Source organism: Serratia sp. NFX21 (assembly GCF_048517035.1).
Taxonomy (GTDB): domain Bacteria; phylum Pseudomonadota; class Gammaproteobacteria; order Enterobacterales; family Enterobacteriaceae; genus Serratia; species Serratia quinivorans.
Genome location: NZ_CP183196.1, coordinates 4,503,707 through 4,529,800, shown reverse-complemented (window position 1 = coordinate 4,529,800; position 26,094 = coordinate 4,503,707). Strand labels below are relative to the sequence as shown.

The 26,094-nt window shown below is 56.7% G+C and carries 24 protein-coding genes; 7 read left to right on the top strand and 17 right to left on the bottom strand.

Features of this window, described 5'->3' with window-relative positions; genetic code table 11:
• Window positions 1-36 precede the first annotated feature (36 nt).
• The 3 genes from ACNT1W_RS21180 to trxC all read right to left on the bottom strand — a co-directional run bounded on the left by ACNT1W_RS21180 (window position 37) and on the right by trxC (window position 3,980).
• Complete coding sequence (locus ACNT1W_RS21180; protein WP_012146454.1) at window positions 37-2,685, bottom strand: bifunctional acetate--CoA ligase family protein/GNAT family N-acetyltransferase; 2,649 nt, start codon at window positions 2,683-2,685, stop codon at window positions 37-39.
• Between the two features lie 33 nt (window positions 2,686-2,718).
• The gene (locus tag ACNT1W_RS21175; RefSeq protein WP_261278040.1) at window positions 2,719-3,423 is read right to left on the bottom strand and encodes a tRNA-uridine aminocarboxypropyltransferase; all 705 of its coding nucleotides are present in this window, start codon (window positions 3,421-3,423) and stop codon (window positions 2,719-2,721) included.
• A 137-nt stretch (window positions 3,424-3,560) separates the two neighbouring features.
• Complete coding sequence (trxC, locus tag ACNT1W_RS21170; RefSeq protein ID WP_012146452.1) at window positions 3,561-3,980, bottom strand: thioredoxin TrxC; 420 nt, start codon at window positions 3,978-3,980, stop codon at window positions 3,561-3,563.
• Between the two features lie 208 nt (window positions 3,981-4,188).
• Here trxC and ACNT1W_RS21165 point away from each other — a divergent pair, with 208 nt between their 5' ends.
• Window positions 4,189-5,289: a tRNA/rRNA methyltransferase gene (locus ACNT1W_RS21165; RefSeq protein ID WP_012146451.1), complete on the top strand. Its 1,101-nt coding sequence runs from the start codon at window positions 4,189-4,191 to the stop codon at window positions 5,287-5,289.
• Window positions 5,290-5,472: 183 nt separating this feature from the next.
• On the opposite strand, the gene emrB is transcribed toward ACNT1W_RS21165, so the two are convergent.
• The 7 genes from emrB to ACNT1W_RS21130 form a co-directional block, all read right to left on the bottom strand.
• The gene (gene emrB, locus ACNT1W_RS21160) at window positions 5,473-7,008 is read right to left on the bottom strand and encodes a multidrug efflux MFS transporter permease subunit EmrB (protein WP_012146450.1); all 1,536 of its coding nucleotides are present in this window, start codon (window positions 7,006-7,008) and stop codon (window positions 5,473-5,475) included.
• Window positions 7,009-7,025: 17 nt separating this feature from the next.
• Complete coding sequence (gene emrA / locus ACNT1W_RS21155; protein ID WP_012146449.1) at window positions 7,026-8,198, bottom strand: multidrug efflux MFS transporter periplasmic adaptor subunit EmrA; 1,173 nt, start codon at window positions 8,196-8,198, stop codon at window positions 7,026-7,028.
• 25 nt (window positions 8,199-8,223) lie between these two features.
• Window positions 8,224-9,675 (bottom strand): efflux transporter outer membrane subunit, encoded by a 1,452-nt coding sequence (locus ACNT1W_RS21150; RefSeq protein WP_012146448.1) that lies wholly within the window; start codon window positions 9,673-9,675, stop codon window positions 8,224-8,226.
• 21 nt (window positions 9,676-9,696) lie between these two features.
• Complete coding sequence (gene mprA, locus ACNT1W_RS21145; protein ID WP_012146447.1) at window positions 9,697-10,218, bottom strand: transcriptional repressor MprA; 522 nt, start codon at window positions 10,216-10,218, stop codon at window positions 9,697-9,699.
• A gap of 159 nt (window positions 10,219-10,377) precedes the next feature.
• Entirely contained in the window at window positions 10,378-10,731 is a 354-nt protein-coding gene (gene ygaH, locus ACNT1W_RS21140) for an L-valine transporter subunit YgaH (RefSeq protein WP_012146446.1), read from the bottom strand.
• Window positions 10,721-11,467 (bottom strand): AzlC family ABC transporter permease, encoded by a 747-nt coding sequence (locus ACNT1W_RS21135; RefSeq protein ID WP_419246112.1) that lies wholly within the window; start codon window positions 11,465-11,467, stop codon window positions 10,721-10,723. Before ACNT1W_RS21135 ends, ygaH begins: the two co-directional genes overlap by 11 nt.
• Window positions 11,468-11,587: 120 nt before the next feature.
• On the bottom strand, window positions 11,588-12,787 hold the full coding sequence (locus tag ACNT1W_RS21130; protein ID WP_012146444.1) for an MFS transporter: 1,200 nt from the start codon (window positions 12,785-12,787) through the stop codon (window positions 11,588-11,590).
• A gap of 104 nt (window positions 12,788-12,891) precedes the next feature.
• Between ACNT1W_RS21130 and ACNT1W_RS21125 the strand changes: the two genes are divergently transcribed.
• On the top strand, window positions 12,892-13,770 hold the full coding sequence (locus ACNT1W_RS21125) for a LysR family transcriptional regulator (protein WP_012146443.1): 879 nt from the start codon (window positions 12,892-12,894) through the stop codon (window positions 13,768-13,770).
• 39 nt (window positions 13,771-13,809) lie between these two features.
• Here ACNT1W_RS21125 and proX (ACNT1W_RS21120) read toward each other — a convergent pair whose 3' ends face one another.
• The 6 genes from proX (ACNT1W_RS21120) to ACNT1W_RS21095 all read right to left on the bottom strand — a co-directional run bounded on the left by proX (ACNT1W_RS21120) (window position 13,810) and on the right by ACNT1W_RS21095 (window position 20,944).
• Window positions 13,810-14,811: a glycine betaine/L-proline ABC transporter substrate-binding protein ProX gene (gene proX, locus ACNT1W_RS21120; RefSeq protein WP_012146442.1), complete on the bottom strand. Its 1,002-nt coding sequence runs from the start codon at window positions 14,809-14,811 to the stop codon at window positions 13,810-13,812.
• Window positions 14,812-14,862: 51 nt separating this feature from the next.
• Complete coding sequence (proX, locus tag ACNT1W_RS21115) at window positions 14,863-15,858, bottom strand: glycine betaine/L-proline ABC transporter substrate-binding protein ProX (protein ID WP_419246111.1); 996 nt, start codon at window positions 15,856-15,858, stop codon at window positions 14,863-14,865.
• Window positions 15,859-15,911: 53 nt separating this feature from the next.
• Window positions 15,912-17,036: a glycine betaine/L-proline ABC transporter permease ProW gene (gene proW, locus ACNT1W_RS21110; RefSeq protein WP_218218391.1), complete on the bottom strand. Its 1,125-nt coding sequence runs from the start codon at window positions 17,034-17,036 to the stop codon at window positions 15,912-15,914.
• Window positions 17,029-18,231, bottom strand: coding sequence for a glycine betaine/L-proline ABC transporter ATP-binding protein ProV (proV, locus tag ACNT1W_RS21105; protein WP_012146439.1), 1,203 nt, complete (start codon window positions 18,229-18,231; stop codon window positions 17,029-17,031). Before proV ends, proW begins: the two co-directional genes overlap by 8 nt.
• Before the next feature lie 406 nt (window positions 18,232-18,637).
• On the bottom strand, window positions 18,638-19,324 hold the full coding sequence (locus ACNT1W_RS21100; protein WP_115183947.1) for a response regulator: 687 nt from the start codon (window positions 19,322-19,324) through the stop codon (window positions 18,638-18,640).
• A gap of 21 nt (window positions 19,325-19,345) precedes the next feature.
• Window positions 19,346-20,944 carry an ATP-binding protein gene (locus ACNT1W_RS21095; protein WP_017893768.1) on the bottom strand — a complete coding sequence of 533 codons (1,599 nt, stop codon included), beginning with the start codon at window positions 20,942-20,944 and terminating at the stop codon, window positions 19,346-19,348.
• A 326-nt stretch (window positions 20,945-21,270) separates the two neighbouring features.
• Here ACNT1W_RS21095 and ACNT1W_RS21090 point away from each other — a divergent pair, with 326 nt between their 5' ends.
• Both ACNT1W_RS21090 and ACNT1W_RS21085 read left to right on the top strand, forming a co-directional pair.
• Window positions 21,271-22,626: a 2-hydroxycarboxylate transporter family protein gene (locus ACNT1W_RS21090; protein WP_017893767.1), complete on the top strand. Its 1,356-nt coding sequence runs from the start codon at window positions 21,271-21,273 to the stop codon at window positions 22,624-22,626.
• Between the two features lie 134 nt (window positions 22,627-22,760).
• Window positions 22,761-23,705, top strand: a complete 945-nt coding sequence (locus ACNT1W_RS21085; protein WP_419246110.1) for an MBL fold metallo-hydrolase — start codon at window positions 22,761-22,763, stop codon at window positions 23,703-23,705.
• 28 nt (window positions 23,706-23,733) lie between these two features.
• Here the strand turns inward: ACNT1W_RS21085 and ACNT1W_RS21080 are convergent, their stop codons facing one another.
• Window positions 23,734-24,627, bottom strand: coding sequence for a LysR family transcriptional regulator (locus ACNT1W_RS21080; RefSeq protein ID WP_012146434.1), 894 nt, complete (start codon window positions 24,625-24,627; stop codon window positions 23,734-23,736).
• Window positions 24,628-24,750: 123 nt separating this feature from the next.
• Here ACNT1W_RS21080 and ACNT1W_RS21075 point away from each other — a divergent pair, with 123 nt between their 5' ends.
• The 3 genes from ACNT1W_RS21075 to ACNT1W_RS21065 all read left to right on the top strand — a co-directional run bounded on the left by ACNT1W_RS21075 (window position 24,751) and on the right by ACNT1W_RS21065 (window position 26,065).
• Window positions 24,751-25,491: an SDR family oxidoreductase gene (locus tag ACNT1W_RS21075; protein WP_017893764.1), complete on the top strand. Its 741-nt coding sequence runs from the start codon at window positions 24,751-24,753 to the stop codon at window positions 25,489-25,491.
• A gap of 72 nt (window positions 25,492-25,563) precedes the next feature.
• Entirely contained in the window at window positions 25,564-25,779 is a 216-nt protein-coding gene (locus tag ACNT1W_RS21070) for a DUF1289 domain-containing protein (RefSeq protein WP_012146432.1), read from the top strand.
• Between the two features lie 31 nt (window positions 25,780-25,810).
• Entirely contained in the window at window positions 25,811-26,065 is a 255-nt protein-coding gene (locus ACNT1W_RS21065; protein ID WP_115183951.1) for a CopG family transcriptional regulator, read from the top strand.
• Window positions 26,066-26,094: the final 29 nt, after the last annotated feature.

The window sequence follows — 26,094 nt, the reverse complement described above, 5'->3', positions numbered from 1 at the left end:
GTTAAGTGGTGGATTCGTAGCGCATTGCGACACAGGTCACTGCGCTTCCTCTGCCTGCAGCGGCAGGGTCAAATTGACGATACCGTCCTCGATCTGCACATCAATGCCAAAACCCAACCGCTGTGCCAGTCCGATCATTCCACGGTTGTTCGGCATGGTGATACCGGTCAGACGGGTCAACCCATGGGCTCGGGCATAGGCGATCATTTTTTCCAGCAGTTGGCGTCCCAGACCGAGTCCTTTCAGATCGGAACGCACCAGCACGGCAAATTCTGCATCGGTATTGTCCGGGTCGGATAGCGCGCGGGTTACGCCTATAATCTGTTCATCACGCACTGCTACAAAAGCCATTTCTCGATCGTAGTCGATCTGCGTCATGTTAGCCAAATCGTCATGGGTAAACTCGTTGATCTCACTGAAGTAGCGATAGTAGAGATCTTCCTTGGTCACGCGATCGATAAAGTGTTTCAACGCAGGTTCATCTTCCGGCAGGATCGGCCGGAACAGGCATTGCGAACCGTCTTTCAACCCAATGGTTTCTTCCAGCTCATGGGGATAAGGACGGATCGCCAGCCTTGCCTGCGGGTCACCCACAAAGGGGGCAAGCTGCATGGAAACATCCAGCAGGGTGAACTCGCTGCCGGAGGCCAGTACCGGGTGGATGTCCAGCCGGGTGATTTCCGGACAGTCGAGGATCAGATTGGAGACTTGCACCAACAGGCGACTCAGCCCGGGAATATCCAGCGGCCTCAGGGCACTGCGCCCGCGGATTTTTCCTCCTTTTACCGCCTGCAATACCAGATAGCGCGCCAGCGCCATATTCAGCGGCGGCAGTGCCACCGCGACCTGATTTTCCTGCCGCCATTCGATACCCCCTTCGCCCAGCATGATCAATGGGCCAAAAATGGCATCTTGTTCCACCGCAATACGCAGCTCTTGTGCCCCGGCGCGGTTGGCCATGCTCTGCACCAGCAAGCCGTGGATACGTGCCTGCGGATAGGTGCGTTTCACCCGGTCAAGGATCGCATCTGCTGCCCGTTGCACTTCGGTCGCGGTGCGCAAGTAGAGCATAACGCCCTGGACTTCAGACTTGTGGGGGATATCCGGCGAACGCAATTTCAGGGCTACCGGGTAGCCAATTTGCTCGGCGATATGCACCGCTTCGGCGCTGTCTTCGGCAATCCAGGTTGGCAGCGTGGTCAGATCATAGGCCTGCAGAATCGATTGCACCTCGTGGGTATCGAGCTGCGTAGCGCCTTCGGCCAGCGCCTGTTGAATTAATCGGTGGGCATCGGCGGTGTTGGCGGTCAGGCCGACCGGGAGCGCCGGGGTTTCTTTTAGCTGTTTCTGATTACGGCGGTATTCCACCATATGCATAAACGCGGTCACCGCGCCTTCCGGGGTGCGATAGGTGGGTATGCCGGCCTCGGTAAACAGCCGTCGGGCTTCCTGCGAGGAATATTCACCGCACCAATTGGTGAGTAGCGTAATGCGTTTGCCACGCGGGTGTTGACGTACCGCTTCGATAATACGTTCGGCAGTAATGGTGCCCGGGGCCGCCGCGCTTGGGGCATGGATCAGCAGCAAGGCGTCGTAGTCATGACTGTCGAGCAGCGTTTTAACCGCCGCCAGATAACGTTGCGGTGTCGCGTCATCACGCAGGTCTATCGGGTTGCCGGCTTGGATAAATTCGGGCAAAGCCTCGCCAAGCTGCGCCAGGATCTCGTCGCCCAACTGCGCCAGCTTGCCATTACGGCCTAACAGCTCGTCCAGAGCCATAGCGGCCGGTGCGGCACCGTTGCTGACGATCATCAGCCGCTCGCCGCGCAGCGGGTGCATATGGCTCAGGGTCTCTACTGCGGAGAACAGCTCATGGGTATCCTGCACGCGCAACAAACCGGCGCGCTGGATAGCGGCATCATAGGCGGCATCCAGCCCCTGTTGGCTGTTAAGCAACAGTTGGGCCTGCTGGCTGCGGCCGCTTTTGACCACCAGAATCGGTTTGTTGCGTGAGGCGCTGCGCGAGGCGGATAAAAAGCGCCGTGCATCGCTGATGTTTTCCAGATACAGCAAAATGGCGCTGGTTTTACTGTCGCGCGCCAGAAAGTCCAGCAGGTCGTCGACGTCAATATCCAGGCTATCGCCCAGCGCGATAAAATAGGAAAAGCCAACCTCACGCTGTTGCGCCCAGTCGAGAATGGTGTTGGCCACGGCGGCGGACTGGGAAATAAACGCCAGCTTGCCTTTGAGAATGGGGACCGGTGAGAAACTGGCGTTAATGCCTTGCCAGGGGGCCAGCAGGCCGAGGCTGTTTGGCCCCAGCAGGCGCATCGAATAACGCTGCGCACAGGCTTTCAGCTCGGCGAACTGTTCCGGCGGGGAGGAGAGCACAATGGCAGTTTTGCAGCCGCGCTTGCCCAGCTCTTCAATCAATGCCAGGTTGCGCTGCGCATGGGTACAAAGTATCGCCAGATCGGGGCTGATGGGCAGGCTGGCGACGTCCGGGTAGGCCATGACGCCACACACTGCCTTGTAGCGCGGTGTGACCGGCATCACCGGCCCGTTGAAACCGCCGGCCAGCAGGTTGCTCATCATCAGGTTACCGGCGCGGCCGGGCTGTTGTGAAGCGCCGAGAACGGCAATCGATTTAGGACGTAAAAGCGCTTCTAACCCTCGCTGGCTCATGCACGACTCCTTTAGGCAACGTTACGCCTGATTCTAGGCGTTTTGCGACGGCTTTGCTGTGACCGGTGCCTCCGGGCGGGTAGGTTTCCCGGCCAGATACTGTTGACGGAAATAGTGAAAATGTTCGGCCAGCCCGTTAGCGGCGGTCACGTCACCGGCTTGCTGCAACAGCGCTGCTGCCACTTCGGCCGTGCAGTGTTGCTCGATGCGGCTGGCTTCGCGCAGTTGGTAATTCGAAGCGGCGGTCACGTTGAGTGAGAATACCGGGAACTGATTAAGGTACGGGCTTTTACGGAACATTTTGCTCGCCTCGGTCCAGGTGCCATCGAGCATAATAAACAACGGCGGTTTGCCACCGGCAGGCAATTCGCTGAACACCGGCCGCTCGGGGGCGGCATAGGACGCGGGAAACACCACGTAAGGCTGGCGTTCGGGATCGTTAATCGCTGCCAGCAGGGCAGGGTCAACCTCGGTGCGTGACCAAAGAAATGCCTGGGTTTCCGGCAGAATATCGGCGATCAGTCGGCCGGTATTGCTCGGTTTCAGCGGTTCTGCACCAAACATGATCAGGCAAAAACGGCTGGCGGCAGGCTGTGGCCGGATACTGTCACACAGGCAGTTTTTATGGGGTAGCAGGCAGCCCTGACAACGCGGTACGCGGTTGCCACGCGCCAGAAAAGGGCGGGTAGAGCGTTCCAGGCGAAATTGGCGCAGGCGAAGGACGGCGTTGTCGGTCATAAAGATCTCGGGGAAAACCGCTATTGTAACGCAGAAAAAAGCCCGACGGGAGCGTTCGGGCTGGATTGCGTCACGGCGGTGTCACGGGCAATGGACAACACCGCCTATTGAAAGGCGACGGGTATAGACTTTCTGCGTTAAACTAGTTCATTGAGCCAGTTATCGAACGGCGTTTTCGGCATGGCACCGTTGAGCATGTCGACCATTTTCCCTTCGCGGAACAGCATAATGGTTGGAATGCTGCGGATGCGGAAACGGGCGCTCAGTTCGGGTTCTGCCTCGGTGTTGACTTTAACGAAGCGAACTTTGCCGGCGCGCTCTTCTGCGACGTCTTCAAAGATCGGGGCAAAACTGACGCAGGGGCCGCACCACGGCGCCCAAAAATCGACCACCACTGGCAGGCCATCCTGCAACAACGAGTCCAGTGTGGCGGCGGTGGCGTTGATCACCTCGCCGTCAAAGAGCGCATGGCCGCAACGGCCGCATTTCGCGCCGTCAGCCACTCGTTCTTCAGGCACGCGGTTGGTGGCATTACAAGCTGGACAAACTGTATTCATGATGACCTCGGATACTGAGAATGCACGACATGCCGCACTCGGGTTGCGGATATGTATCTTTAATGCTGCTTATTATCGTTAAAAGTAGGGCAATGGACAAAGAGGTTTGTTCGATGAATACGATAGTTGTTAGCTTTTAGCGCAAGTAGGTGGCTTAGCACCCCAACATCAGGTAATCTTCGCGCCCTGCGCGTTGGTGGAGAAGAAAATGAACGATTCATTTAGTGGCAAGAACGGTAAAGTTAAAGTGATGTACGTCCGCAGTGACGACGACAACAACAGCGACGACCGTAACAAGAATAAGCGTCCGGCCGGCAAAGGCCGTCCGGCAGACGGTGCGCGCTCTTCGGGCCGTACCGGTCAGGACAAGCCGCGCGGTAATAACGATCGCCGTGGCTCTGGCTCTGATTCCCGCCGCAGTGAAAGCGATCGTCCTCGCCGTCCAGCGCACAATGAAGACCGTGGCGGTTATGATTCGCCGTGGAAAACCGTGTCACGTGGCCCGGAAGAAGAGCCGGCGTTTGATCACGGCGGCATCAGCGGCAAGAGCTTTATCGATCCAGAGCAGTTGCGTCGTCAGCGTGCGGAAGAAACCCGCGTTTACGGTGAAAACGCCTGTCAGGCCCTGTTTGCCAGCCGTCCGGACGCTATCGTCCGCGCCTGGTTCGTACAGTCGGTCACGCCACGTTTTCGTGAAGCACTGCGCTGGATGGCGGCAAACCGCAAAGCCTATCACGTGGTGGATGAAGAAGAGCTGGCCAAAGCTTCCGGCACCGAACACCACGGCGGCGTCTGCTTCCTGATTAAAAAGCGTCAGGGTCTGGATGCGCAAACCTATCTGAAAGAAGCCCCGGCGAAAGACTGCGTGCTGGCGCTGGAAGAAGTAGGCAACCCGCACAACCTGGGTGCTATCGTGCGTTCTTGCGCTCACTTTGGCGTGAACGGCGTGTTGCTGCAGGATCCGGCGGTGCTGGAATCAGGTGCTGCGGTGCGTACGGCCGAAGGCGGCGCGGAACACATCAAGGCAATTAACGCCGATGACTTCCTGTCGGTGCTGGATACCTTCCGCAAGGCGGGTTACGCCATCGTCACCACCTCGAGCCACAAAGGGACTCCGTTGGCGCAGGCTAAACTGCCGGCCAAAATGGTACTGGTACTCGGCCAGGAACGTGACGGCCTGAGCGACAGTGCCTGGCAGCAGGGCGACATGAACGTGTCTATCGGCGGTACCGGCAAGGTGGAAAGCCTGAACGTATCGGTCGCGACCGGCATTTTGCTGGCTGACTGGTGGCGTCAAAACCAGGCCTAATATACCCGTCGCCTTTCAAGCCGCAGCGTTGTTACCTGCACTAACTCACCCCAGTTACTTACTAGAGTAAGCGCCTGGGGATGAGTGAGTTGGTCGCCTAGCTACAACTTGAAATTCATAGGGTATACATAATATTTTATAAAAAAACGGGCACCCTGGGGTGCCCGTTTTGCTTTCTACTGTTTAGTGAGCGCCGCCGCCCCCACCGCCGGAGCTGAATGGCGGTTTCGCCACCCAGACCAGCGCCAGCAGGACCAGGAACACCCCAGCGGACAGCCAGAATATCTCGTTAGCCGAGATAATCAGCCCCTGCGCGGTGATCTCGTTGGCGATATAGGCCGACGCCTGCTGCTTGCTCATGCCAATCTGTTCCAGTTGCCGGTACATGTCCTGCGACTGCGGGCTGTAAGGATTCACAAACTCCGCCAGCTGCGAGTGGTGTTGCGACTCGCGCTGAGTCCACAGCGTGGTGGTGATCGACGTCCCGATCGAACCCGCCAGCGTACGGGTAAAGTTCGACAGGCTCGATGCCGCCGCCATACGCTCCGGCGGCAGGCCGGACAGCGTAATGGTGGTCAATGGCATAAAGAAGCAGGCAATGGCGAAGCCCTGGACAAACTGCGGCCAGGCCGAAGCGCCAAAGTCCATTCCCGGTTCAAACGTATAGGCGCGCCAGTAAAAGCACACGGCATACATAATGAAGCTGAAGGTCACCAGCCGTCGCATGTCGAGCCGGTTACCGAACTTGCCGATGATCGGCGACAGCAATACCGGTATCAACCCGATTGGCGCCGAAGCCAGCCCCGCCCAGGTGGCGGTATAGCCATACACCTCCTGCAGCAGCTGCGGCAATAGCACGATGGCGCCGAAGTACAGCATATAGGCCAGGCTGATACACAGGCAGCCGACGGTAAAGTTGCGCGACTTGAACAGCGACAGATCCACCACCGGGTGGTCGTCCGTCAGTTCCCAGATGATCAGGAACACCAGCGCGACTACCGCCACCACCGTTAGCACTATTATTTCGGTGGAGTTGAACCAGTCCAGCTCCTTGCCCTGATCGAGCATCACCTGCAGCGAACCAATACCGACGATCAACAGCACCAGACCGATGGTATCGATCGGTTTGATCTCGGTTTTGGTTTCCCTGCCTTTCAACGTCGACATCGCCACCAGGATCACTACGGCGCCAATTGGAATATTGATGAAGAAGATCCAGCCCCAGTGATAGTTATCACTGATATAACCGCCGAGGATAGGCCCGAATATTGGCGCGACGATCACCGTCATCGACCATAGCGCCAGGGCCATTGCTCGCTTGGCGGGCGGATAGTTGTTCAGCAACAGACTTTGCGACAGCGGGATCAGTGGCCCCGCGACCACGCCCTGGATCACGCGGAAGAAGATCAGCATGCCCAGGCTGTTGGAGATGCCGCACAGCCAGGAAGCGAGCACGAACAGTGCGGTGGACCAAAGGAACAGCCGCACTTCACCGACGCGCTTCGCCAGCCAGCCGGTGATCGGGATCGAGATAGCGTTCGCCACGCCAAACGAGGTGATCACCCAGGTACCCTGCGAGTTGGAAGACCCGAGGTTACCCGCGATGGTCGGGATCGCCACGTTGGCAATGGTGGAGTCCAGCACCTGCATAAAGGTCGCCATGGCGAGCGCGACCGTCATCCAGGCGAGCTGGGCACCTTCAAGCGGTTTCTGTGCCAAGGTAGCCTCCCACGCGCTTAGCCGGCATTCGCATGGATCACGTCGGCGATCATCTGGTTAACCGGTGCCAGGTTCAACGCCAGCGCGTCGGTCTGATACAACGGCTTGTCACGCACCACGTCAGACAGCACGCGGCCGTCCAGGTTAGTGGTGTCCACTTTCACCAGCGTCGACAGACCGATACGCAGCGGATGATCGGCGATTTGCTTGGCATCCAGTTCAATACGTACCGGCAGGCGCTGAACCACCTTGATCCAGTTACCGGTAGCATTCTGCGCAGGCAGCAGAGAGAAGGCGCTGCCGGTGCCCATATCGATACCGACCACTTTGCCGCTGTACACCACGTCGTCACCGTAAATATCACTGACCACGGTGGCCGACTGACCGATGCGCATATTGGCGATCTGGGTTTCTTTGAAGTTGGCGTCCACCCAGATGTGATCGGCAGGCACCACCGCCATCAGCGGGGAACCGGCGGCGATTTGCGCGCCAACCTGTACGCTGCGACGGGACACATAGCCGGTGATCGGGCTGATGATTTTGGTACGTTGCAGCGCCAGCCAGGCGTCACGCATTTGCGCAGCGGACTGTTGGATAGCCGGCTGTTGCTCCAGCGGGGTGTTCAGCACCATCGCCTGGTTGGCGTTGTATTGCTGAACTGCCACTTCCAGTGCCGCTTTGGCGCTGTCGACCGCATCACGCGCATGTTGCAGTTCTTCGCGGCCGATGGCGTCAAGGCTGCCCAGTACCACGCGGCGCTTCAGATCGTTCTCCGCCTTGCTCAGGTCAGACTTGCGCAGGGCAATGTTGGCCTGATACTGCTTGCTGTTGATGATCAGCTGGTGGGTCTGACGCACGCTGTTGGCCAGGCCGGTTTTGGCGCGTTCAAGCGCCTGTTCGGCATCGGTCGGATCCAGCGTGAGCAGCACATCCCCCTGCTTCACGTAGTCGGTATTGTCGAAGTTGACGCTGTTAACGCTACCGTTCACCTGGGCCATGATCTGCACCTGGTTACCGGACACATAGGCGTCGTCCGTTTCCTGATGATGACGCAACACCAGGAACCAATACACTAAATATGCCACCCCAATAACAACGAAAATAACCGTCATCAACAGCAGCCAAAACTTGCGCTGCTTCTTTTTGCCGACAGGTTGTGGCGGGGTCTGAGTCTCCGCGCTTGCGCTCATGGTGTTCTCCAAGCTCTCTATTTTATTATGCTTTTGAATCCGCAGCGACCGGGGCCTGATAGCCACCGCCCAGCGCACGGATCAGTCCTATCTTCGCCTGCAGCAAGTTGCTGTTGGCATTCAGTTCCGCCTGTTGCTGCTGCAAGAGCTGCGTCTGGCTGGTTAACAACTGGTCGCGCCCGATAATCCCTGCCTGGTATCGAGCGTTAGCGACGCGGTACACCTGTTGCATCGATTGGGACGCAGATGCCGCCTGCAGCTGCTGTTGCGCAGTGCTTTGTTGGACGGTGATGGCATCGGCGGTTTCCTGCACGGCATTCAGGATGGTTTGGTTATAGGACTCCACCGCCTGGTCATACAGCGCGGACTCCTCACCCAGTTTGCTGCGCAGCGCACCGGCGTGGAAGATCGGCAATGAAATCGCCGGCATCACGTTCCAGGCCTGGCTGGCCGCTTCAAACAGATTCGGGCTGGTCCCACTGGTGTTGGTGGTAGTCAGGCCGGCAAAGGCTGAAATGGTCAGGCTGGGGTAAAATTCCTTGCGGGCGGCGCTGACGCGTTGGTTGTAAGACTCGACCAACTGACGCTGCGCGGCGATATCCGGGCGTTTGCCCAGCAGATCGGCGGTCAGTTCACCTTTTGGCGCCATCAGATTACTGGCGGGCAGAGCCACCGGACGCAGATGCTGCATCGCGCTTGGGCCCTGGCCAGCCAGCGCGGCCAACTGGTGTCTTAGTTGTTCAATCTGCGACTGCAGTTGCAGGATCTGCTGCTTGGCACCGTCGGCCTGCGCCTGGCTTTGTTGCGGAACATCAACACCGGTGATGCCGGCTTTATATTGTTGTTGGCGCAAATCCGTCAGGCGTTGGTTGTTGTCGACTTCCTGTTGCAGCAGTTTTTCCAGCGCGAAATTGCTCTGCAGCTGGAAATAGGCGGAGGCCACCGAGCTGGTTAACGTCAGCGCAGCCTGTTCCTGCTCGGCGCGGGCCGCATCGACCTGCGCCTTGGCGGCGTTAACCTGATTGCGGTATTTACCCCACCAGTCAAATTCATAGGCCAGATTCAGCCCCAGCGAGTTGGAGCTCTCGTAGATCGGCTTATGTGGATAGCCCAATCCCATGTTGACGTTTTGCGGGACTTTCTGGCGGTTGCTGCTGGCGTTCAGATCCAGATTCGGGCCGTTGGCTGCACTGGCTTCACCCATCACACTTTGCGCTTCGCGCACGCGCCCGGCGGCTTGTCTCAGCGTCGGTGAGCTTTGCAGCGTCTGGGTCATCAGACTGTCGAGCTGTGGATCGTTAAGCGAGCGCCACCACTGTGGGCTAACGTTCAGCGAGCTGACTTTCGGCTGTGACAATTGCAGGCTCTGCGGGTCCATCAAGGTGGACTGCGGGGCAATATTGTCGGTAGAAGCGCACCCGGCCAGCAGCAATACGGCGAACAGCGGGGTGAATCTCCAGTTAAACGGGGATCGCATAGTAGGTTACCTGAACAGAAATTATTGGGATAACTGTCCTGAAACTTCCATCTGGTCCAGACGCGTTAACAGCTTGCGTGTCAGCTGTTCAAGCTGTTGCTGTTCATCATCGTTCAGCGTGGACCACAGGAAATGCAGACATTTGTGCTGCGGTGGCAGCAGTTGGTTGAGAAACTCTTCTCCCTGCGGCGTCATGTGCAGATGCAGGCAACGACGGTCATGGTCGCTTTCCCGGCGTTCAATCCAGCCGCGTTTTTCCAGTTCATCGGCAATCCGCGTGGCATTGGTGCGTGACGAGCCCAGAGCAGAGCTTAGCTCAGAAGGCTGGATGCTGTGATTCTCCTGCGCATCCAGAGTAATCAGCGCCATAAACAGTGTTTCGTTAATCCCTTGTGCCTTGAGCATTTTATTGCGGTTTTCCAGCAGCTTGCTTTGCATGTGCATGCACAGCCGGGTCAGCAGAATTTCCTGATAAGGAAAATCTTTCTGACGTTTTGCGCGGAAATTAAGCATTTGTTCAATGGGAGTAAACGAGCTTTCCATAATTTGGGGCCTCATTAATTTCGTTCGAGATAGTAACGATAGTGATTAATAATGTAAATCTTCAGCCGTGCGAATAATTTAGCAATTCGTGTCATTTGTAAGTTATTTGTCAACGGCCCATTCACGAGCGACAGCTCAGAATGGGGATGACGGATAAAATCAAAGGCTGGCAGGACCGAAAATCATAAATATTTTTAACGTGATGCCAAAGGCGAGCGCACCGATCAAGGTAGACAGAATGATGCTTTTGCTACGGTAAAAGCACAGGCCCAGGGCGGCGAAGCCGACCAGCGTCGGCCACAGCTTGTCCGGTTCGCGCATCACCACCGGCGTGCTGGACACCACCAACAGTGCGCAAATGGAGGCGATACCAATGCTGTCGAGCAACAGCGCGGTTTTACCGCGTTTAATGCCCGGTTGGGCACGCGCCGGAGCCAGGCGTAGGGGCAAGTAACGGAACAGATAATTCGCGCAACCGACCACCAGGCCAATCACCACCACATCAGTGTTCATCGATGGCCTCCGTTGCGGTGGGTTGGAACAGGGTGGCAATACAGCCGGCGCTGATGCCGGCTAAAATGGCGACGGGAATGGAAAACAGCACCACGCCAAGCAGCGCGCCAGCCAGTGCGGCGACGATGGTCAGGCTTTGTGGACGCCTGAAGGCGGCCAGCAGGAAGCTGAGGAACAGCGCCGGCAGCATAAAGGACAACGAGGCCTCAATCACCGGGTATTGCTCCAGCGGCCCGTTACCGAACAGCGCTCCGATGGCGGTGCCCGCTACCCACGACAGCCAGGAGCACAGTGAAATGCCGAGCATCCAGTTCTCGCTCCAGCTGCGGTTATTGCGCATCAGTTTGGCGGTAGCGGCGGCGAACACTTCGTCGGTCAGGCCGAAGGCCCAGAGTGCGGTTTTACCGGCCGACATGCGTGAGACGATGCGGTGGCGCAGAGCGGGGCCATACAGCAGATGCCGTATATCCATGGCCATCACGGTCAGCGCGGAAACCCACAGCGACATGCCGGCGCTCAGCAGGGCGGTGATCACGAACTGGCTGGCGCCTGCATAGATAATGCAGGAAAAGAAGATGCTCTCCAGTGGGGAGAACCCCAGCTTAACGGCGCTCAGGCCAAAGGCAAAGGCCACCGGCACATAGCCGATGACGATCGGTAAACTGTCGACGATGCCGTGGGTGAAGGTAGAACTGACGGCTGGGGGATTGAGGTTTTCTGCAGCTTGGCTTTGCATTTTTATTAGTGTCGCAGGATATAGAGATCAATAGTTCATCTGCAGAACATTACCAGAGAGTGAGTAATGTTTATACCCTGCGGCGCTAATAAATTCCCGATATGACTATTCGCTTGCTAATCAGATTGTCGCCGGTCCTTGCGGATCGTGGTGCTTGCCGCGCCACCAGGTCAGCAGGTTGAGCAGGCACAAAACGCCCCCGGCCACGGCAACGCCGGTCCAACCCGCATGTTGATAGGCCGAGGCAGACAGCAGTGAGCCGAGTGCACCCCCGATGAAATAGCTGGTCATGTAGCCGGCGGTCAGGCGGTTGCGCGCTTCCGGCATAATGCGGTAAATCACGCTCTGGTTAGTGACGTGTACGGCCTGCACGGCCAGGTCGAGGATCAGGATACCGGCGATCAACGCCCACAGGGATTGTTTAGCGAAAGCGATGGGTATCCAGGACAGCAGCAGCAGGACCAGGCCCACGCTGGTGGTTAAACCGGCCTTACCCTGATCCGCCAAATGCCCGGCGCGTGAAGCCGCCAATGCGCCGGCAGCGCCGACCAGGCCAAACAGACCAATCACCCCTTCGGAATAACCAAACGGTGGAGCCGCCAGTAAAAAGGCCATCGAAGTCCACAGCACGCTGAAGTTGGCGAACGACAGCGCCCCGAGTATCGCGCGGGTACGCAGCAGCGGGGTCCCGCAAAACAGGGTGAAGATCGATTTCAGCAACTGCGGGTAATTCAGCCCCGAATGCTGCTTGTAACGCGGCAGTGCGCGCCACAGGATCAATGCCATCAGGATCATCAGCACGCTGGCGACCCAGTAGATGGTGCGCCAGCCGCCGAGTGACGCCAGCGCTCCGGCTACGGTGCGCGCCAACAGAATGCCGAGCAGCAGGCCGCTCATGATAATGCCGACGGTTTTGCCGCGTTTTTCCGGATGGGCCAGGGTGGCCGCCAGTGGCACCAGAATTTGCGCCACCACCGAGAACAGCCCGGTGAGCGCGGTCCCGAGGATCATCATCGGCAAGGTCGTGGAACTGGCGGTGATCAGCATGCCGCCCGCCGCCAGCAGCGTCATAAAGACGATCAGGCCGCGGCGTTCAAACATATCGCCGAGTGGCACCAGCAACAGCAGGCCAACGGCGTAGCCCAACTGGGCGGCAGTGACGATAAAGCCGGCCTGATTGACCGATAAATCGAAGTTCTGGGCGATGGTTTCCAGCAGCGGCTGGGCATAATAGTTACTGGCGACCGCCAGACCGGTGGCGATGGCGATCAGCACGATCAGCGCCGGGCTGAGACCCGGCTGTGAATGTTGTTGGCTCATAAGATATTAATCACAGGGAAAAGTTAGCCGAAGTATCGGGCACGACAGCCGGCGAATCCAATGTATAATTTTCATTTGATCAATCTCATTTTGCGATAGATGCCATGAACCTGAAACAGATACGCTTTGCGTTGGCGGTAGCCGAAGAGCAGAGCTTTACCCGGGCGGCGCAGCGCTGCCATACGGTGCAGTCTGCCCTTAGCCACCAGATCGCCAAACTGGAAGAGGAGCTGGGCTGTACATTGTTCGAACGCACCTCGCGGCGGGTCAGGCTGACCACCGCCGGGCAGGCGTTTATTCAACCGGCGCAACGGCTGCTGGCGGCGAAACAGGCGCTGGTGGAAGAGGTGGTTGCCGCCAGCGGCACGGTATCCGGCACCCTGACCATCGGCACTATTTCAACCATAAACGCGATTGATCTGACCGAAAAACTGGGCAACTTTCATCGCCATTATCCGGCGGTGAATATCCGGCTGTACGTGGGCATGAGCGAAGCATTGCTGGAAGACGTCCGCCAACAAAAGACGGACGTGGCGTTTGTCGGTCTCTGGCCGGGGGATATTGATATGCTGCCGGTGTCGCATCGGCAGCTAACCGATGAGCCGCTGGTTGCGCTGGTGGCGACGCAGCATCCGCTGGCCAGTCGTCAACGGGTCAATCTGCAAACCCTGTCAGAAGTGCCGCTGGTGGACTTTTACAGCGGGACCGGTGCCCGGCGGCAGACCGACCGTGCGTTTCAGGCGGCAGGTATCAAGCGGCATGTCAGTTTTGAAATTGACCATATCGAATGGCTGGAAAATCTGGTGCGGCGTGGGTTGGCGGCAGGCATTGTGCCCATTTCGACGGCGCAGCGTTTGAGTTCGCTGGTGTCGATCCCGATCGAGGATGGTCCGCGGCGACAGGTGTACTGCGTATGGCCGCAGCCGCTGTCCAGAACCGCCGAGCGGTTTTTGCAGTTTAGTGGGATAGCTATTGCTGAATGAATAGAACGGGGCGCAGTGGTGAACTGCGCCCCGGTGTTATTACTTCTTCGCGGCTTCGGCGGCGGTTTTCACCCAACCGTCAAAGGTGGCCTGATGCGCCTTGATCCAGCCATTAACGTGGCCCTGGATATCGGCTTCTGACGCCTGACCTTCATGCATCCGCAGGTTCTGCGCATTCACGTCGCTAATCGGCAGTTTCATGATGGCAAACAGCTTTGCGGCTGCCGGGTTGGCTTCGGCCCATTTCTTGTTGGCGGCGATGCGCATGGTGTTCACCGGGAACCCATAGTTGGCACCGTTTGGCAGTTTGGTATCCATATCTTTCATTTCGCCCGGCATGGCGGAAAACGGCACCTGCAACCAGACGACGTCACGACCCGGTACCAGCACGTCGCTCACCCAGTATGGCGTCCAGGTGTAATACAGCACCGGTTTGCCTTCCTTGTAGCGAGTAATGGTATCGGCAATCATCGCCGCGTAGTTGCCCTGGTTGTGCTCGACGGTCTTATCCAGGCCGTAGGCCTTGATGTGGTGGTTAATCGCCGCCTCACAGCCCCAGCCCGGCGTACAACCGGTCAGGTCGGCCTTGCCGTCACCGTTGGTGTCAAACAACTTGGCGATCTTCGGGTCTTTCAACTGCTCAACGTTGGTGATGTGGTATTTATCGGCGGTTTTTTTGTCGATCAGATAACCCTGCGCCGCGCCGTTGACATAAACCCCTTCACGGTAAAACTTGGCGTCACCGCCGGCGGCCTTGTACTGATCGGCGTGCAGCGGATCCCAGTTCACCGCCAGGAAGGTTGCGTCGCCAGAGGCGATAGAAGTGTAGGCGACGTTATAGTCCACTTCACGGGTGTCCTTGACGTCATAGCCCAACTTTTCCAGCGCCTTGCTGACCAGCAGCGTCTGGAAGGTTTCTTCAGATATGGTGCTTTGCACCGGCTGAACGCTAATGCCTTTACCCGGCAAGTCCGCGGCGGAAACCGCCTGTGAGCTAATCAATGTGGTGAGGGCAACCGCCCAGATTCCTGTAGTGCGCATAGTGAAATACCTTTTTTATGTTATGAAGCCGGGATTTCCGGCACGTCGGGATTATTTCGCTGCCGCCGCAGCGGTGCTGACCCAGCCGTCAAAAGTGGCCTGGTGGGCTTTAATCCAGCCGTCTACGTGGCGTTGTATATCGTCGGCGCTGTTCTCGCCCTTGTGCATCCGCAGGTTCTGCGCATTTACGTCCGCCAACGGCAGCTTCATGATGGCGAACAGCTTGGCCGCCGCCGGGTTGGCCTGCGCCCATTGCTTGTTGGCGACGATATGCTCGTTATTGACGAAGAAGCCGTAATTTTTGCCGTTCGACAACGCGGTATCCTTGTCTTTCAACGAACCCGGACTGGCGGAGAACGGCACGGTCAACCAGACCACATCGCGGCCGGGCACCAGCTCGTCGCTGACCCAGTACGGCGTCCAGGTGAAGTACAGCACCGGTTTGCCCTGTTTATAGCGGGTCAGGGTGTCGGCGATGATGGCGGAGTAGTTACCCTGGTTCTGAGTAACCGTGTTGCTCAGGCCATAGGTTTTGATATGCGTGTTGATCGCGCTGCCGCACACCCAGCCAGGCTCACAACCGGCCAGATCGGCCTTGCCGTCACCGTCGGCGTCAAACAGCCTGGCCAGCTTGGGATCTTTCAACTGCGAAATATCGCTGATGTGGTATTTATCGGCGGTTTTCTTGTCAATCAGATAACCTTGCGCTGCATTAGTGATATAGGCGCCCTGGCGATAAAACTTTTTGTCGCCGCCGGCGCTTTGGTACATGTCGGTTTGCAGCGGATCCCAGTTCACCGCCATATAGGTGGCGTCACCGGAAGCGATTGAGGTGTAGGCAATGTTGTATTCCACCTCGGCGGTCGGCTGGACGTTATAGCCCAGCTGGGTCAGCGCACGGTTGACCAGCTCGGTCTGAAAGCTTTCTTCGGCGAGGGTGCTTTGCAAGGGTTTAACCGTGACGCCTTTGCCGGGAAGTTCGACGGCGAACGCCTGTGTGCCAAGCAATGAAGTCAGGGCCAAAGCCCAAATTCCTGTCGAGCGCATAGTGGTTCCTTCGATTTTATCGGTGCCCCCGACGCTGGCCGGGGGCAGGGCAATTAAGGCTTTTTGATGAAGGGCCGGGTGACCAGGCCGATGGGGCCGTGTGCGTACCAACGCCCCATGCCTTTACTGCGGCGATCGCGCCCCAGCGACTGGGTGAGACGGTCGAGAATAATCGCCAGGATCACGATACCGACCCCGCCGACGGCGGCCAGCCCCATATCGAGGCGACCGATACCGCGCAGCACCATCTGGCCCAGACCGCCGACGGCGATCATCGAGGCGATCACCACCATCGACAGTGCCAGCATCAGCGTTTGGTTTACCCCGGCCATAATGGTCGGCATCGCCAATGGCAACTGCACTTTAAACAGCAGTTGGCGCGGGCTGGCACCAAAGGATTCAGCGGCTTCAATCAGATCTTCCGGCACCTGCTTAATGCCCAGAATGGTCAACCGCACGATGGGCGGCAGGGCGAAGATAATGGTAACCACCACCCCCGGCACGTTACCGATACCGAACAGCATGACGATCGGCACCAGATAGACGAAGGCCGGCGTGGTTTGCATGGCGTCCAATAACGGCCGTATGACCTTGCCGGCGTGCTTGCTGCGCGCCAGCCAGATGCCGAGCGGTAAGCCGATGACGATACAGAAGAACAGGGCGGTCAATACCAGCGCCAGCGTCACCATGGCCTGCGACCAGGCACCAATAGCGCCGATGGCTATCAGCGAGACCAGAGTGGCTGCACCCATACCGAGGCTGGAGAGCTGCCAGGCAATCAGCGAGAACAGCAAAATGGCGATCGGTGCCGGCATGCCCAGCAGCAGTTGTTGAAAACCGCTGAGGATAAAGTCGACCGGTACGCGGATCCCCTGGAACAGCGGGCGAAAGTGCAGCACCAGCCAATCAATGCCGTGGGTGACCCAGGAGTCAAACGGCACCCAGGTCTTGTGGAACGGATCGAGCAGGTTGAAATGCTCCGGCTGGGCCGGTGCGCTATTCAGCCAGTCGGCGCCCTGAGCGGCCTGACTGGCGGCGTCATGGCTTGCCGGTGGCGGCGCGCTCGACCAGGCATCGCCGGCGGGAGCCGCTGAATTTGCAGCGTCAGTGGCCGGTGCGGCACTGGCACCGGCGTCGGCAGGCGCAGTGGCCCATGGATCCTGTGTAGTATCACTCATTCGTTGGGCCCTCTTTATCCAGGGCCTGCAGCAGCATGGCCTTGGAAATAATTCCGATATAGTTGTTTTCTTCGCAGACCACAGGTACCGCGCAAGGTGCCAGAGCGACCAATGAAATCAGTTCGCTTAGCGGCATGTCGGCCGGTACCGGGGCGGGAGCTTCCAGCAGGGCGTCATCCAGCGTCAGATTGGCCGCCAGCGCCTGCTTGAGTGAATCTACCGACACCACGCCGATAAATTTCTTTCCGCGTTCAACAACATAACCATAATCGCGGTCTTCATCCCGCAGCAGCTGTAACGCTGAGCGCGGACCAAAACCGGGGGTTTTACGAATAAGCGCGACCGGACGACGCTTGGCGATATCCTTGGCGCTGAAAACATGGCTGACATCTACGCCACGGAAGAAGGTGCGTACATAATCGTTGGCCGGATTATTTAATATTTCCTCCGGCGTACCGACCTGAATCACCTCACCGCCCTGCATAATGGCAATACGATCGCCAATACGCATCGCTTCGTCCAAATCATGGGAAATAAAGACGATGGTACGCTGATGTTGGGCCTGTAATTTGACCAGTTCATCCTGCATTTCGGTACGGATTAATGGATCAAGTGCTGAGAAGGCTTCATCCATCAATAATATATCCGGATTATTAGCCATGGCACGGGCTAATCCCACGCGCTGACGCATCCCACCTGAAAGTTCATCGGGATAAGAATGAGCATAATTCTCCAGTCCGACCTGACGCAGGGCCTCGAGGGCTTTTTCCTGACGTTCCTGCGGCGGAATACCGGCTAATTCCATACCGAATGCGGTGTTATTCAACACATTCATATGTGGCATTAAAGCGAATGATTGAAACACCATGCTGATCTTATTTCGACGTACGGTGCGCAGTGCGCTGTCGGATATTTTCGATATATCTTCACCGTCAATCAGCACCTGGCCGCGGGTGGGTTCTATCAGACGATTGAGAAGGCGTACCAGGGTGGATTTTCCTGAACCGGAAAGCCCCATGATGACGAATATCTCGCCTTCTTCAATGGCCAGAGAGGCGTCTTTTACGCCTAGTGATAACCCGGTTTTTTCAAGCAGTTGATCTTTTGTCAGACCTTTCTCAATCAGTTTGAATGCGCGATCCGGATGTTCGCCAAATATCTTATACAGGTTCTTTACTTCGAGTTTAATTGCCATGCAATTTGCTGTTTCCTCTGATGAATTATCAAACGATAAAAAATGTCCCAATAGAAAATAATAGTCGCCTATACCCTAACACAGTGAATATCTGAGACAACCCTCAATGTCCGATGAATGGGATATTAGCGATTTACATCAACATTTCGATTGGCTATGGTAGTGGGGTGGATATTCAATTATTTGAATCTGATATTCGCCTTAAACTCTTGGTTTTAGGTAAAAATAATCCTGCTGCAATAATCTTGTTATTTCCCCGTTCGGCACTGAATTCAGACAATAAAAAACCCGACCATAGGCCGGGTAAAAGTCATCAGTATTTCATTAATTTCAACGACAGGTGCCGATATCGAGGGGATATCGTCGCAGTCATATTATCCGCTTAATATGACAGCCAGATGTCAGATTAAGCCTTGCGATACAGGCGGCGTGGATGACCGATATTGCCGTACATCATCTCTACGCGCACGAACTGGGTAGCGACGCAATATTCCAGATAGCGCCGGGCGGTGGTTTTGCTGATACCCACCTGTTTGACCACGTCTTCCACCGCGTGCGCCGCCTCCGGCTGTTCGATAAACAGCGCCTGCACCAACTCCAGCGTATTGGTTTCAATGCCCTTGGCACTGGGTTCGCTGGAGAACTGTTTGGATTGCAGGTTATACAGCGCGTCGACGTTGCTTTGGTCGATCACCTTAAAGGTGCGCTGGGTTTGAACAAACTGCATAAAACGCTCCAGCGAGTTGCGCAGCCGCTTGTAGGACACCGGTTTGATGATGTAGTCGAAGGCACCGTTGCGGATCGCCTGGCTGCAGGTGTTCATATCGCTGGCGGCGGTAATGAAGATCACCGAACAGCCGGGGTTTTTCACCGCAGCTTCTTCCATCAGTTCGATGCCCTGGCCGTCCGGCAAAAAGTTATCCAGCAGGATCAACCGCGGCTGGTGGGCGTTGACCTTGGCTCTGGCCTCGGCCAGCGTGGCGGCATAAGCCACCACCCGCAGAGCAAAGTTTTGCTCGATAAACTCGGCGTGCAGCGTGGCCAACTGCGGCTCATCTTCCACGATCAAAACGTCCAGTGCTTCTGGTTGCATCATTCGGGTGCTCGAAACGGGTTATAAGGTTTTAGGGATAAATAAAGAAAAAATGGCCCCGTGCGGCTCGTTGTCCGACACTTCTATACTGCCATGCGCCTGCGCTACGTGGCTGGCGACCAAATGCAGGCCGATGCCGTGGTCACCTTTATCTTCTTTGGTGGTGACGCCTTGCTCGAACAGCGTATCGCGCACCTCGGGCGCAATGCCGATACCGCGATCGGCCACTTCAATCACCAGCTCATTGCTGATATCGCTAATATAGAGTTCTACCGCCTCGTGTGGCTCGGCGCAATGCAGCGTAGCGTCTACCGCATTATCCAGCAAATTGCCGATGATCGACATCAGTTCGGTTTCATTCAGCGCCGCCGGAATTTGCCGTAGCTGGCAGGCGGGATCGAAGCGCAGCTCAACGCCTTTTTCCCTGGCGCTGGAGTACTTGCCCAACAGCAAACCACAGAGTGCCGCCGAGCTGAAACGCTGCGAAATAAAGTCGAGAATTTCTTGCGCGCCTTCCGATTGAGCCTCCACATAGCGGATCGCCTCGTCGTAGCGCTGCATATGCAACAGCCCGGCCAGGGTGGCAGTCCAGTTAAGCTGCTCATGGCGCATGATGCGCAGGTTGTCAGCGTAGCGTTTGACCTGACTGAGCTGGCTGCTCAGGGTATTGATATCGTTCTTGTCGCGGAAGCTGATCACCCAGCCCTGCAGCTCTTGCTCCTGCATAATACGCACCCGGCTGGCGATAACCCGCACGTGGTTAAAGCGACAAACCTCGTCGTGAGTGTCGTGCCCCAACTGGGAAGCGCCGAAGAAGTCCGGCTGTGACTGGATAATCTCGCCGATATTGCGGCCCATCAGCGCGGCGGCAGGCTGGCGCAGCTCCAGCAGTTCACGCGCCGCGTGGTTGATGGTGATGATCCGCAGTTGCGGGTCGACGGCGATGACGCCTTCATAGATGGCCTCCAGCAAGGCTTTTTGCTGACGCACCAGTAGCGCAATTTCTTTGGGTTCCAGCCAGAACATCTGGCGTTTTAAATTCTTCGACAACAGCCAGGAAAAAACAAACAGGGCGATTAATAACAACACAATGGATCCGACGATTTGCGTCAGGGTTCTGGCATTCAGATTGTCGATATGGGATTTCAGATAGCCGACCGAAACAATGCCGATGACGTTATTATGCTCATCCATAATTGGCGCTTTACTGCGCAATGAAATGCCGATGCCACCTTTGCGGATGGAAATAATACTTTTCCCTTCCAAAACCTCTTTATTATCGCCCCCGACCATTGGGGTACCGACACGGTTGGTATATTCAGAATGGTAAAGATGCCGGGTTTGTTTATCGCCGATCACGATATAGCTGGCATCGCTGCTGGCGCGTATTTTTTTCATCAGCTCGGCGATTTTTACCGGGTCGTTTTTTTCCACCGCGCTGACCAGCGAGGGGATCAGGGCAATCTCTCTTGCCTGCACCTGCGCTCGCGCGCCGAGATCGCGGTGCAACTGGGCATCGAGCTGATAGTAGGTATAGGCGCCAATAAAGCTCAGCAGCAGGCAGGAGAAAGCGACCAGGCACAGGAATAGCTTGATTTGAAATGAGAGTTTTATGCGCATGGTCTGGGAGGCACCCTGAGAAATCCTGAGCGCTTACCCTATCATGAGTCGGGGTTCATGTAATATTGCGCCGGATCAACTTGTGATCGCCGCCACGGGTTTATTCTTGGCGGGTCGCTGCATTCATGACTGCAATAAAATTGATAACTTTTAAAGTTAAAATAACATTAACACCATTAAAACCACTCTGTATTTTACATAACCTCAATTAACACCATAGAAACCATAACCACCATTAAAAACCCTTTTTTATTTTGAACAAAATCACAGCAGATAATCCGTGCGTTTCTCTATGATGGCTGAACAAACTAATAAGAGGCCAGATTATGAGCACAACAGATGATTCTTACCTCGTCGCCAAAGATAAAGCCGCTGAAATACCGTTGCGTGAAAAATGGTGGCACATACTGGATAACTACAAAGTAGGGATTATTCCGTTGCCGTTCTTTGTTCTGGCCGGCGTACTTATTTTACTTGATTGCCTGGAAGGGAAATTACCCAGCGATATCGTAGTGATGGTCGCAACGCTGGCCTTCTTTGGCTTTGCCTGCGGTGAGTTCGGTAAACGCCTGCCGCTGATCGGCAAAATGGGTGCCGCGGCGATCTGCGCCACCTTTATTCCTTCCGCACTGGTGCATTACGGCCTGCTGCCGGATGTGGTGGTGGAGTCGACCACCAAATTCTATAAGTCGACCAATATTCTGTACCTGTATATCTGCTGCATTATCGTCGGCAGCATTATGAGTATGAATCGTCAGGTGCTGATCCAGGGCTTCCTGCGCATCTTCGTACCGATGCTGTGCGGAGAGATTGCCGGCATGCTGGTGGGCATGGCCGTTGGTATGGCTCTTGGGCTGGAACCCTTCCAGATCTTCTTCTTCCTGATCTTGCCAATCATGGCCGGGGGCGTCGGTGAGGGCGCGATCCCGCTGTCGATGGGCTACGCGGCAATTTTGCATATGGAGCAGGGGGTGGCGTTAGGTCGTATTTTGCCGATCGTGATGCTCGGCAGTCTGACCGCCATTGTGCTTGCCGGCTTGCTGAATCAACTCGGTAAACGCTACCCGCACCTGACCGGTGAGGGCAGCCTGATGCCGAGCAAGCAGGGTGACAGCGAAATGAGCGCGGTGGATAAAATCAGCGGCAAGGTGGATGTCAGCACCATTGCCTGTGGCGCGCTGCTGGCCATCCTGCTGTACATGGTCGGGATGCTGCTGCACCGCATGATTGGCCTGCCTGCACCGGTTGGCATGCTGTTTGCGGCGGTAGCGGTGAAGCTGGCACACGGTGTTTCCCCACGCATTCAGGAAGGTTCGCAGGTGGTGTATAAGTTCTTCCGCACGGCGGTGACCTACCCAATCCTGTTTGCCGTTGGCGTAGCCATCACCCCATGGCAGGAACTGGTTAACGCCTTCACTCTCCAAAACCTGGTGGTGATTGTCAGCACCGTTTCCACCCTGGTGGCGACCGGTTTCTTCGTCGGCAAAAAAATTGGCATGCACCCGATCGACGTGGCGATTGTCTCCTGCTGCCAGAGCGGGCAGGGCGGTACCGGTGATGTGGCCATCCTGACTGCCGGTAACCGTATGTCGCTGATGCCGTTTGCCCAGATCGCCACCCGTATCGGCGGTGCGATCAACGTCTCACTCTCTTTGTTAGTCCTGGCCAAATTCTTCGTATAACAAAAAAAACTCAGTTTTCTTTGCCTTTCCCCGCCCCCGCGGGGATTTTTTTTGCCTGTGTAATCGCTCTTGCGGGCAGGCTCTGGGTTTTGCGTCAATACTTAGCGCTGCCAAATTTACAATAAGGAGTCGTTATGTTCTGGAAACGTTACCTGCTGGGGGCGGCGCTGGCCGTCATGTCGCTGCAAACTCTGGCCGCTGCGCCACAGGTGAAAACCCCCGCGCCGGGCTTTTATCGCATCATGCTGGGCAGCTATGAGGTCACCGCCTTGTCCGATGGTGTGCTCCGTTTGCCGGTGGAAAAACTGCTGCTTAACAGCTCGCCAAAGCAGATTGAAAACGCCCTGGCCGAGCGCCATCAGAAACTGCCGGTGGTCACCTCGGTCAATGCCTATCTGATCAACACCGGCAGTAAGCTGATCCTGATTGATACTGGCGCCGGCAAGTTGCTGGGGGACGGGTTGGGCAAGCTGGTGGCCAACCTGAAGGCCGCCGGCTATCAGCCGCAGCAGGTGGACGAAATTTATCTGACCCATCTGCATCCGGATCATCTCGGCGGCCTGTCGCAAAACGGCAGGGCGATATTCCCGAATGCGGTGGTGCGCGCCAGTCAGCAGGATGCCGATTTTTGGCTGAGCGAGAGCCGATTGAAGCAGGCGAAAAGCGAAGACAGAGCTTCGTTTGAAAGAGCAATGGCGGCGATCAAACCTTATCAGGCTGCCGGACATTTTAAATCTTTCGCCAGTGACGGTGAGTTGTCGCCAGGCATCAGTGCGTTCGCGACTCACGGCCATACGCCGGGGCACAGTATTTATCTGGTCGAGAGCGAAGGTAAAAAGCTGCTGGTGATTGGCGATCTGATCCATGTGGCGGCAGTGCAGCTTCCCGATCCGCGCGTTGCCATAAGTTTCGACAGCGATGCCAAAGCGGCGGTGGCTCAGCGCCTGCGAGTCTTTGGTGATAGCGCCCGGCAGAGTGTGCTGGTGGGCGCTGCGCATCTGTCATTCCCGGGATTGGGTTATCTCAATCAGCAGGGTGAAGGCTACAACTGGGTCCCGCTGGACTACGGCACAATGTAAGCCATTGACCGCCCTTATGGGCGGTTTTTTAGTGGTTGCCTGCGGCGAACACCTTGCTGAACCAGTCGATAAATACCCGTACCCGGGGTGAAAGTTGGCGGCTGCGGGGATACAACAGCGATACCGGCATTGGCGTGGAAGGGAATTGTGGTAACAGCGGCAGCAGACTGCCGCTGGCCAAATCGTCGCGCAGGTGATAGCGCGGCACCTGAATAATCCCCAACCCCATACGAGCCGCAGCCACCAGGCTTTCCGCCGCGCTGACCGACACCGTACAGGGCAATATTAGCTGCTGCGGCCGGCCTGCGACGTTAAACTCCAATGGCATTATGCTGCCGCTGGCCGAGGAGCGAAAACCCACCATGCGGTGCCCTTCAAGTTCATCGATGCCAAGCGGCGTGCCGAAGCGTTGCAGATAGTCCGGTGCCGCGCAGGTCACTTCTTCCAGCTCACCCAGCCGACGCGCCACCATATCGCTGTCTTTCAGTTTACCTACGCGGATCACGCAGTCGATGCCTTCCCGCACCGGATCCACCAGCCGATCGCCTTCGCTCATAAACAATTCGATATCCGGGTATTGCGCCAGAAAGTCGGGCAACCCCGGCAGCAGAAAGTGGCGGGCCAGCGTGCCATGCACATCAATGCGCAACAACCCACGCGGTTTTGCACCGGCAAAGGCCATCTCGGCATCTTCGATATCCGCCAGAATAGTCAGGCAGCGCTGATAGTAAGCCTCGCCATCCAGCGTTGGGCTGACGTGGCGAGTGGTGCGCTGCAGCAGCCGCACCTGCAACCTGGCCTCCAGTTGTTTGATGGCATCGGTCACCGTCGAACGTGGCAGAGCCAGATCCTGTGCGGCCTGGGTAAAGCTGCGTTGTTCCACCACGCGGGTGAACAGACGCATGGCATCAATTCTGTCCATGTGATTGTTCGCTTTATTCGAATAGTGATAACGAAGATTAGGGGATTATCCGCCATTGCGAAAGGTGCATGATGACCTCACGCCAGCAAGTCTGCCGGCGCAGCGCCGACGAGGAGAGATCAGATGAACACCACCACCCAACAAGTTGCCATCGTAACCGGCGCATCACGCGGCATCGGTGCCGCCATCGCCGAACGGCTGGCCGCCGACGGTATGACCGTGATCGTCAATTATTCAGGTAATCAGGCTTTGGCCGATCAACTGGTGCGCAAAATCGAGCAAAATGGCGGCCGCGCGCTGAGCGCCAAAGCGGACGTCAGCGATGCCGCAGCGGTGGCAAAAATGTTTGACCACGCCGAACAGGCCTTCGGCGGCGTGGATATTTTGGTCAACAACGCCGGGGTAATTGCACTGGCCCCGGTGGCGGAAATGAGCGATGCCGATGCCGATCGGCTGATCGACATCAACCTGAAGGGCACCTTCAATACCCTGCGTGAAGCGGCGAAACGTCTGCGCGACAATGGCCGCATCATCAACTTTTCCTCCAGCGTGGTCGGGTTGTTACAGCCGAGCTACGGCATGTACGCCGCCAGTAAGGCCGCCGTTGAGGCGCTGACCAGCGTGCTGGCGAAAGAGCTGCGCGGGCGTAATATCACCGTCAATGCGATAGCGCCAGGCCCGACCGCCACCGGATTGTTTCTGGACGGTAAAACGCCGGAGCTTGTCGAACGTCTGGCGAAAATGGCACCGCTGGAGCGTCTGGGCCAGCCGCAGGATATCGCCGCGGCGGTATCATTCCTGGCCGGTGCCGACGGTGCCTGGATCAACGGCCAAACCCTGCGTGCCAACGGTGGCATTATCTGATGCTTGCGGCCGGTTTTTCCGCGGCGGGATCGGGTATCCTGTGGCAGAAAATCCACCGCGAGGAAGCGTTTAATGGTAGGCCGCAGTAGAAGAAGGAAAACGGGCAGTCAGATCGATGATGGCGTCCGTTCGCCCTGCAATAATGTTTGCCAGATCGACACCGAAAAATCGTGGTGCCGTGGCTGTTGGCGCACGCTGGATGAAATCGCCGCCTGGTCGAGCGCCGATGACGATGAAAAGCGGGCCATCTGGCAACGCATCCGGCAGCGTGCCGTGATCTCTGAATGAATATATTGAGGATGTAAGAGAGGGACTTACTATGCCAATAATTACTGTTTTGATACCTGAAAGGCTTGAAGGTCGAATAATAGCGGCAGCAAAACAAAGTGGTATAACTTCTAACAGTTTTATTTTACAGGCAATTACCGAGAAAATTCAGAGAAGAGAACTGCGCCGCAATTTTGAGGATGAGGCAGAAAATCGTTATGCCAATGTAGTGGCAACGGGAAAAACGCTTTCCTGGGGCGATATGCGAGGTTTTCTCGAAAGTAATGTGCAGCTAGCAAAAGAATGAATTGTAGGGGCGCTGCATGCTGCGCCCGT

What these genes read in the sequence shown, in the direction of transcription:
- ygaH (WP_012146446.1), bottom strand. Translation starts at nt 10,731, where the DNA reads ATGAACACTGATGTGGTGGTGATTGGCCTGGTGGTCGGTTGCGCGAAT.
- ACNT1W_RS21075 (WP_017893764.1), top strand. Translation starts at nt 24,751, where the DNA reads ATGAACACCACCACCCAACAAGTTGCCATCGTAACCGGCGCATCACGC.
- mprA (WP_012146447.1), bottom strand. Translation starts at nt 10,218, where the DNA reads ATGGAAAGCTCGTTTACTCCCATTGAACAAATGCTTAATTTCCGCGCA.
- ACNT1W_RS21125 (WP_012146443.1), top strand. Translation starts at nt 12,892, where the DNA reads ATGAACCTGAAACAGATACGCTTTGCGTTGGCGGTAGCCGAAGAGCAG.
- ACNT1W_RS21135 (WP_419246112.1), bottom strand. Translation starts at nt 11,467, where the DNA reads ATGCAAAGCCAAGCTGCAGAAAACCTCAATCCCCCAGCCGTCAGTTCT.
- ACNT1W_RS21095 (WP_017893768.1), bottom strand. Translation starts at nt 20,944, where the DNA reads ATGCGCATAAAACTCTCATTTCAAATCAAGCTATTCCTGTGCCTGGTC.
- proV (WP_012146439.1), bottom strand. Translation starts at nt 18,231, where the DNA reads ATGGCAATTAAACTCGAAGTAAAGAACCTGTATAAGATATTTGGCGAA.
- ACNT1W_RS21090 (WP_017893767.1), top strand. Translation starts at nt 21,271, where the DNA reads ATGAGCACAACAGATGATTCTTACCTCGTCGCCAAAGATAAAGCCGCT.
- proX (WP_419246111.1), bottom strand. Translation starts at nt 15,858, where the DNA reads ATGCGCTCGACAGGAATTTGGGCTTTGGCCCTGACTTCATTGCTTGGC.
- ACNT1W_RS21165 (WP_012146451.1), top strand. Translation starts at nt 4,189, where the DNA reads ATGAACGATTCATTTAGTGGCAAGAACGGTAAAGTTAAAGTGATGTAC.
- ACNT1W_RS21180 (WP_012146454.1), bottom strand. Translation starts at nt 2,685, where the DNA reads ATGAGCCAGCGAGGGTTAGAAGCGCTTTTACGTCCTAAATCGATTGCC.
- ACNT1W_RS21175 (WP_261278040.1), bottom strand. Translation starts at nt 3,423, where the DNA reads ATGACCGACAACGCCGTCCTTCGCCTGCGCCAATTTCGCCTGGAACGC.
- proX (WP_012146442.1), bottom strand. Translation starts at nt 14,811, where the DNA reads ATGCGCACTACAGGAATCTGGGCGGTTGCCCTCACCACATTGATTAGC.
- ACNT1W_RS21100 (WP_115183947.1), bottom strand. Translation starts at nt 19,324, where the DNA reads ATGCAACCAGAAGCACTGGACGTTTTGATCGTGGAAGATGAGCCGCAG.
- ACNT1W_RS21130 (WP_012146444.1), bottom strand. Translation starts at nt 12,787, where the DNA reads ATGAGCCAACAACATTCACAGCCGGGTCTCAGCCCGGCGCTGATCGTG.
- ACNT1W_RS21070 (WP_012146432.1), top strand. Translation starts at nt 25,564, where the DNA reads ATGGTAGGCCGCAGTAGAAGAAGGAAAACGGGCAGTCAGATCGATGAT.
- trxC (WP_012146452.1), bottom strand. Translation starts at nt 3,980, where the DNA reads ATGAATACAGTTTGTCCAGCTTGTAATGCCACCAACCGCGTGCCTGAA.
- ACNT1W_RS21085 (WP_419246110.1), top strand. Translation starts at nt 22,761, where the DNA reads ATGTTCTGGAAACGTTACCTGCTGGGGGCGGCGCTGGCCGTCATGTCG.
- proW (WP_218218391.1), bottom strand. Translation starts at nt 17,036, where the DNA reads ATGAGTGATACTACACAGGATCCATGGGCCACTGCGCCTGCCGACGCC.
- ACNT1W_RS21080 (WP_012146434.1), bottom strand. Translation starts at nt 24,627, where the DNA reads ATGGACAGAATTGATGCCATGCGTCTGTTCACCCGCGTGGTGGAACAA.
- emrA (WP_012146449.1), bottom strand. Translation starts at nt 8,198, where the DNA reads ATGAGCGCAAGCGCGGAGACTCAGACCCCGCCACAACCTGTCGGCAAA.
- ACNT1W_RS21150 (WP_012146448.1), bottom strand. Translation starts at nt 9,675, where the DNA reads ATGCGATCCCCGTTTAACTGGAGATTCACCCCGCTGTTCGCCGTATTG.
- ACNT1W_RS21065 (WP_115183951.1), top strand. Translation starts at nt 25,811, where the DNA reads ATGCCAATAATTACTGTTTTGATACCTGAAAGGCTTGAAGGTCGAATA.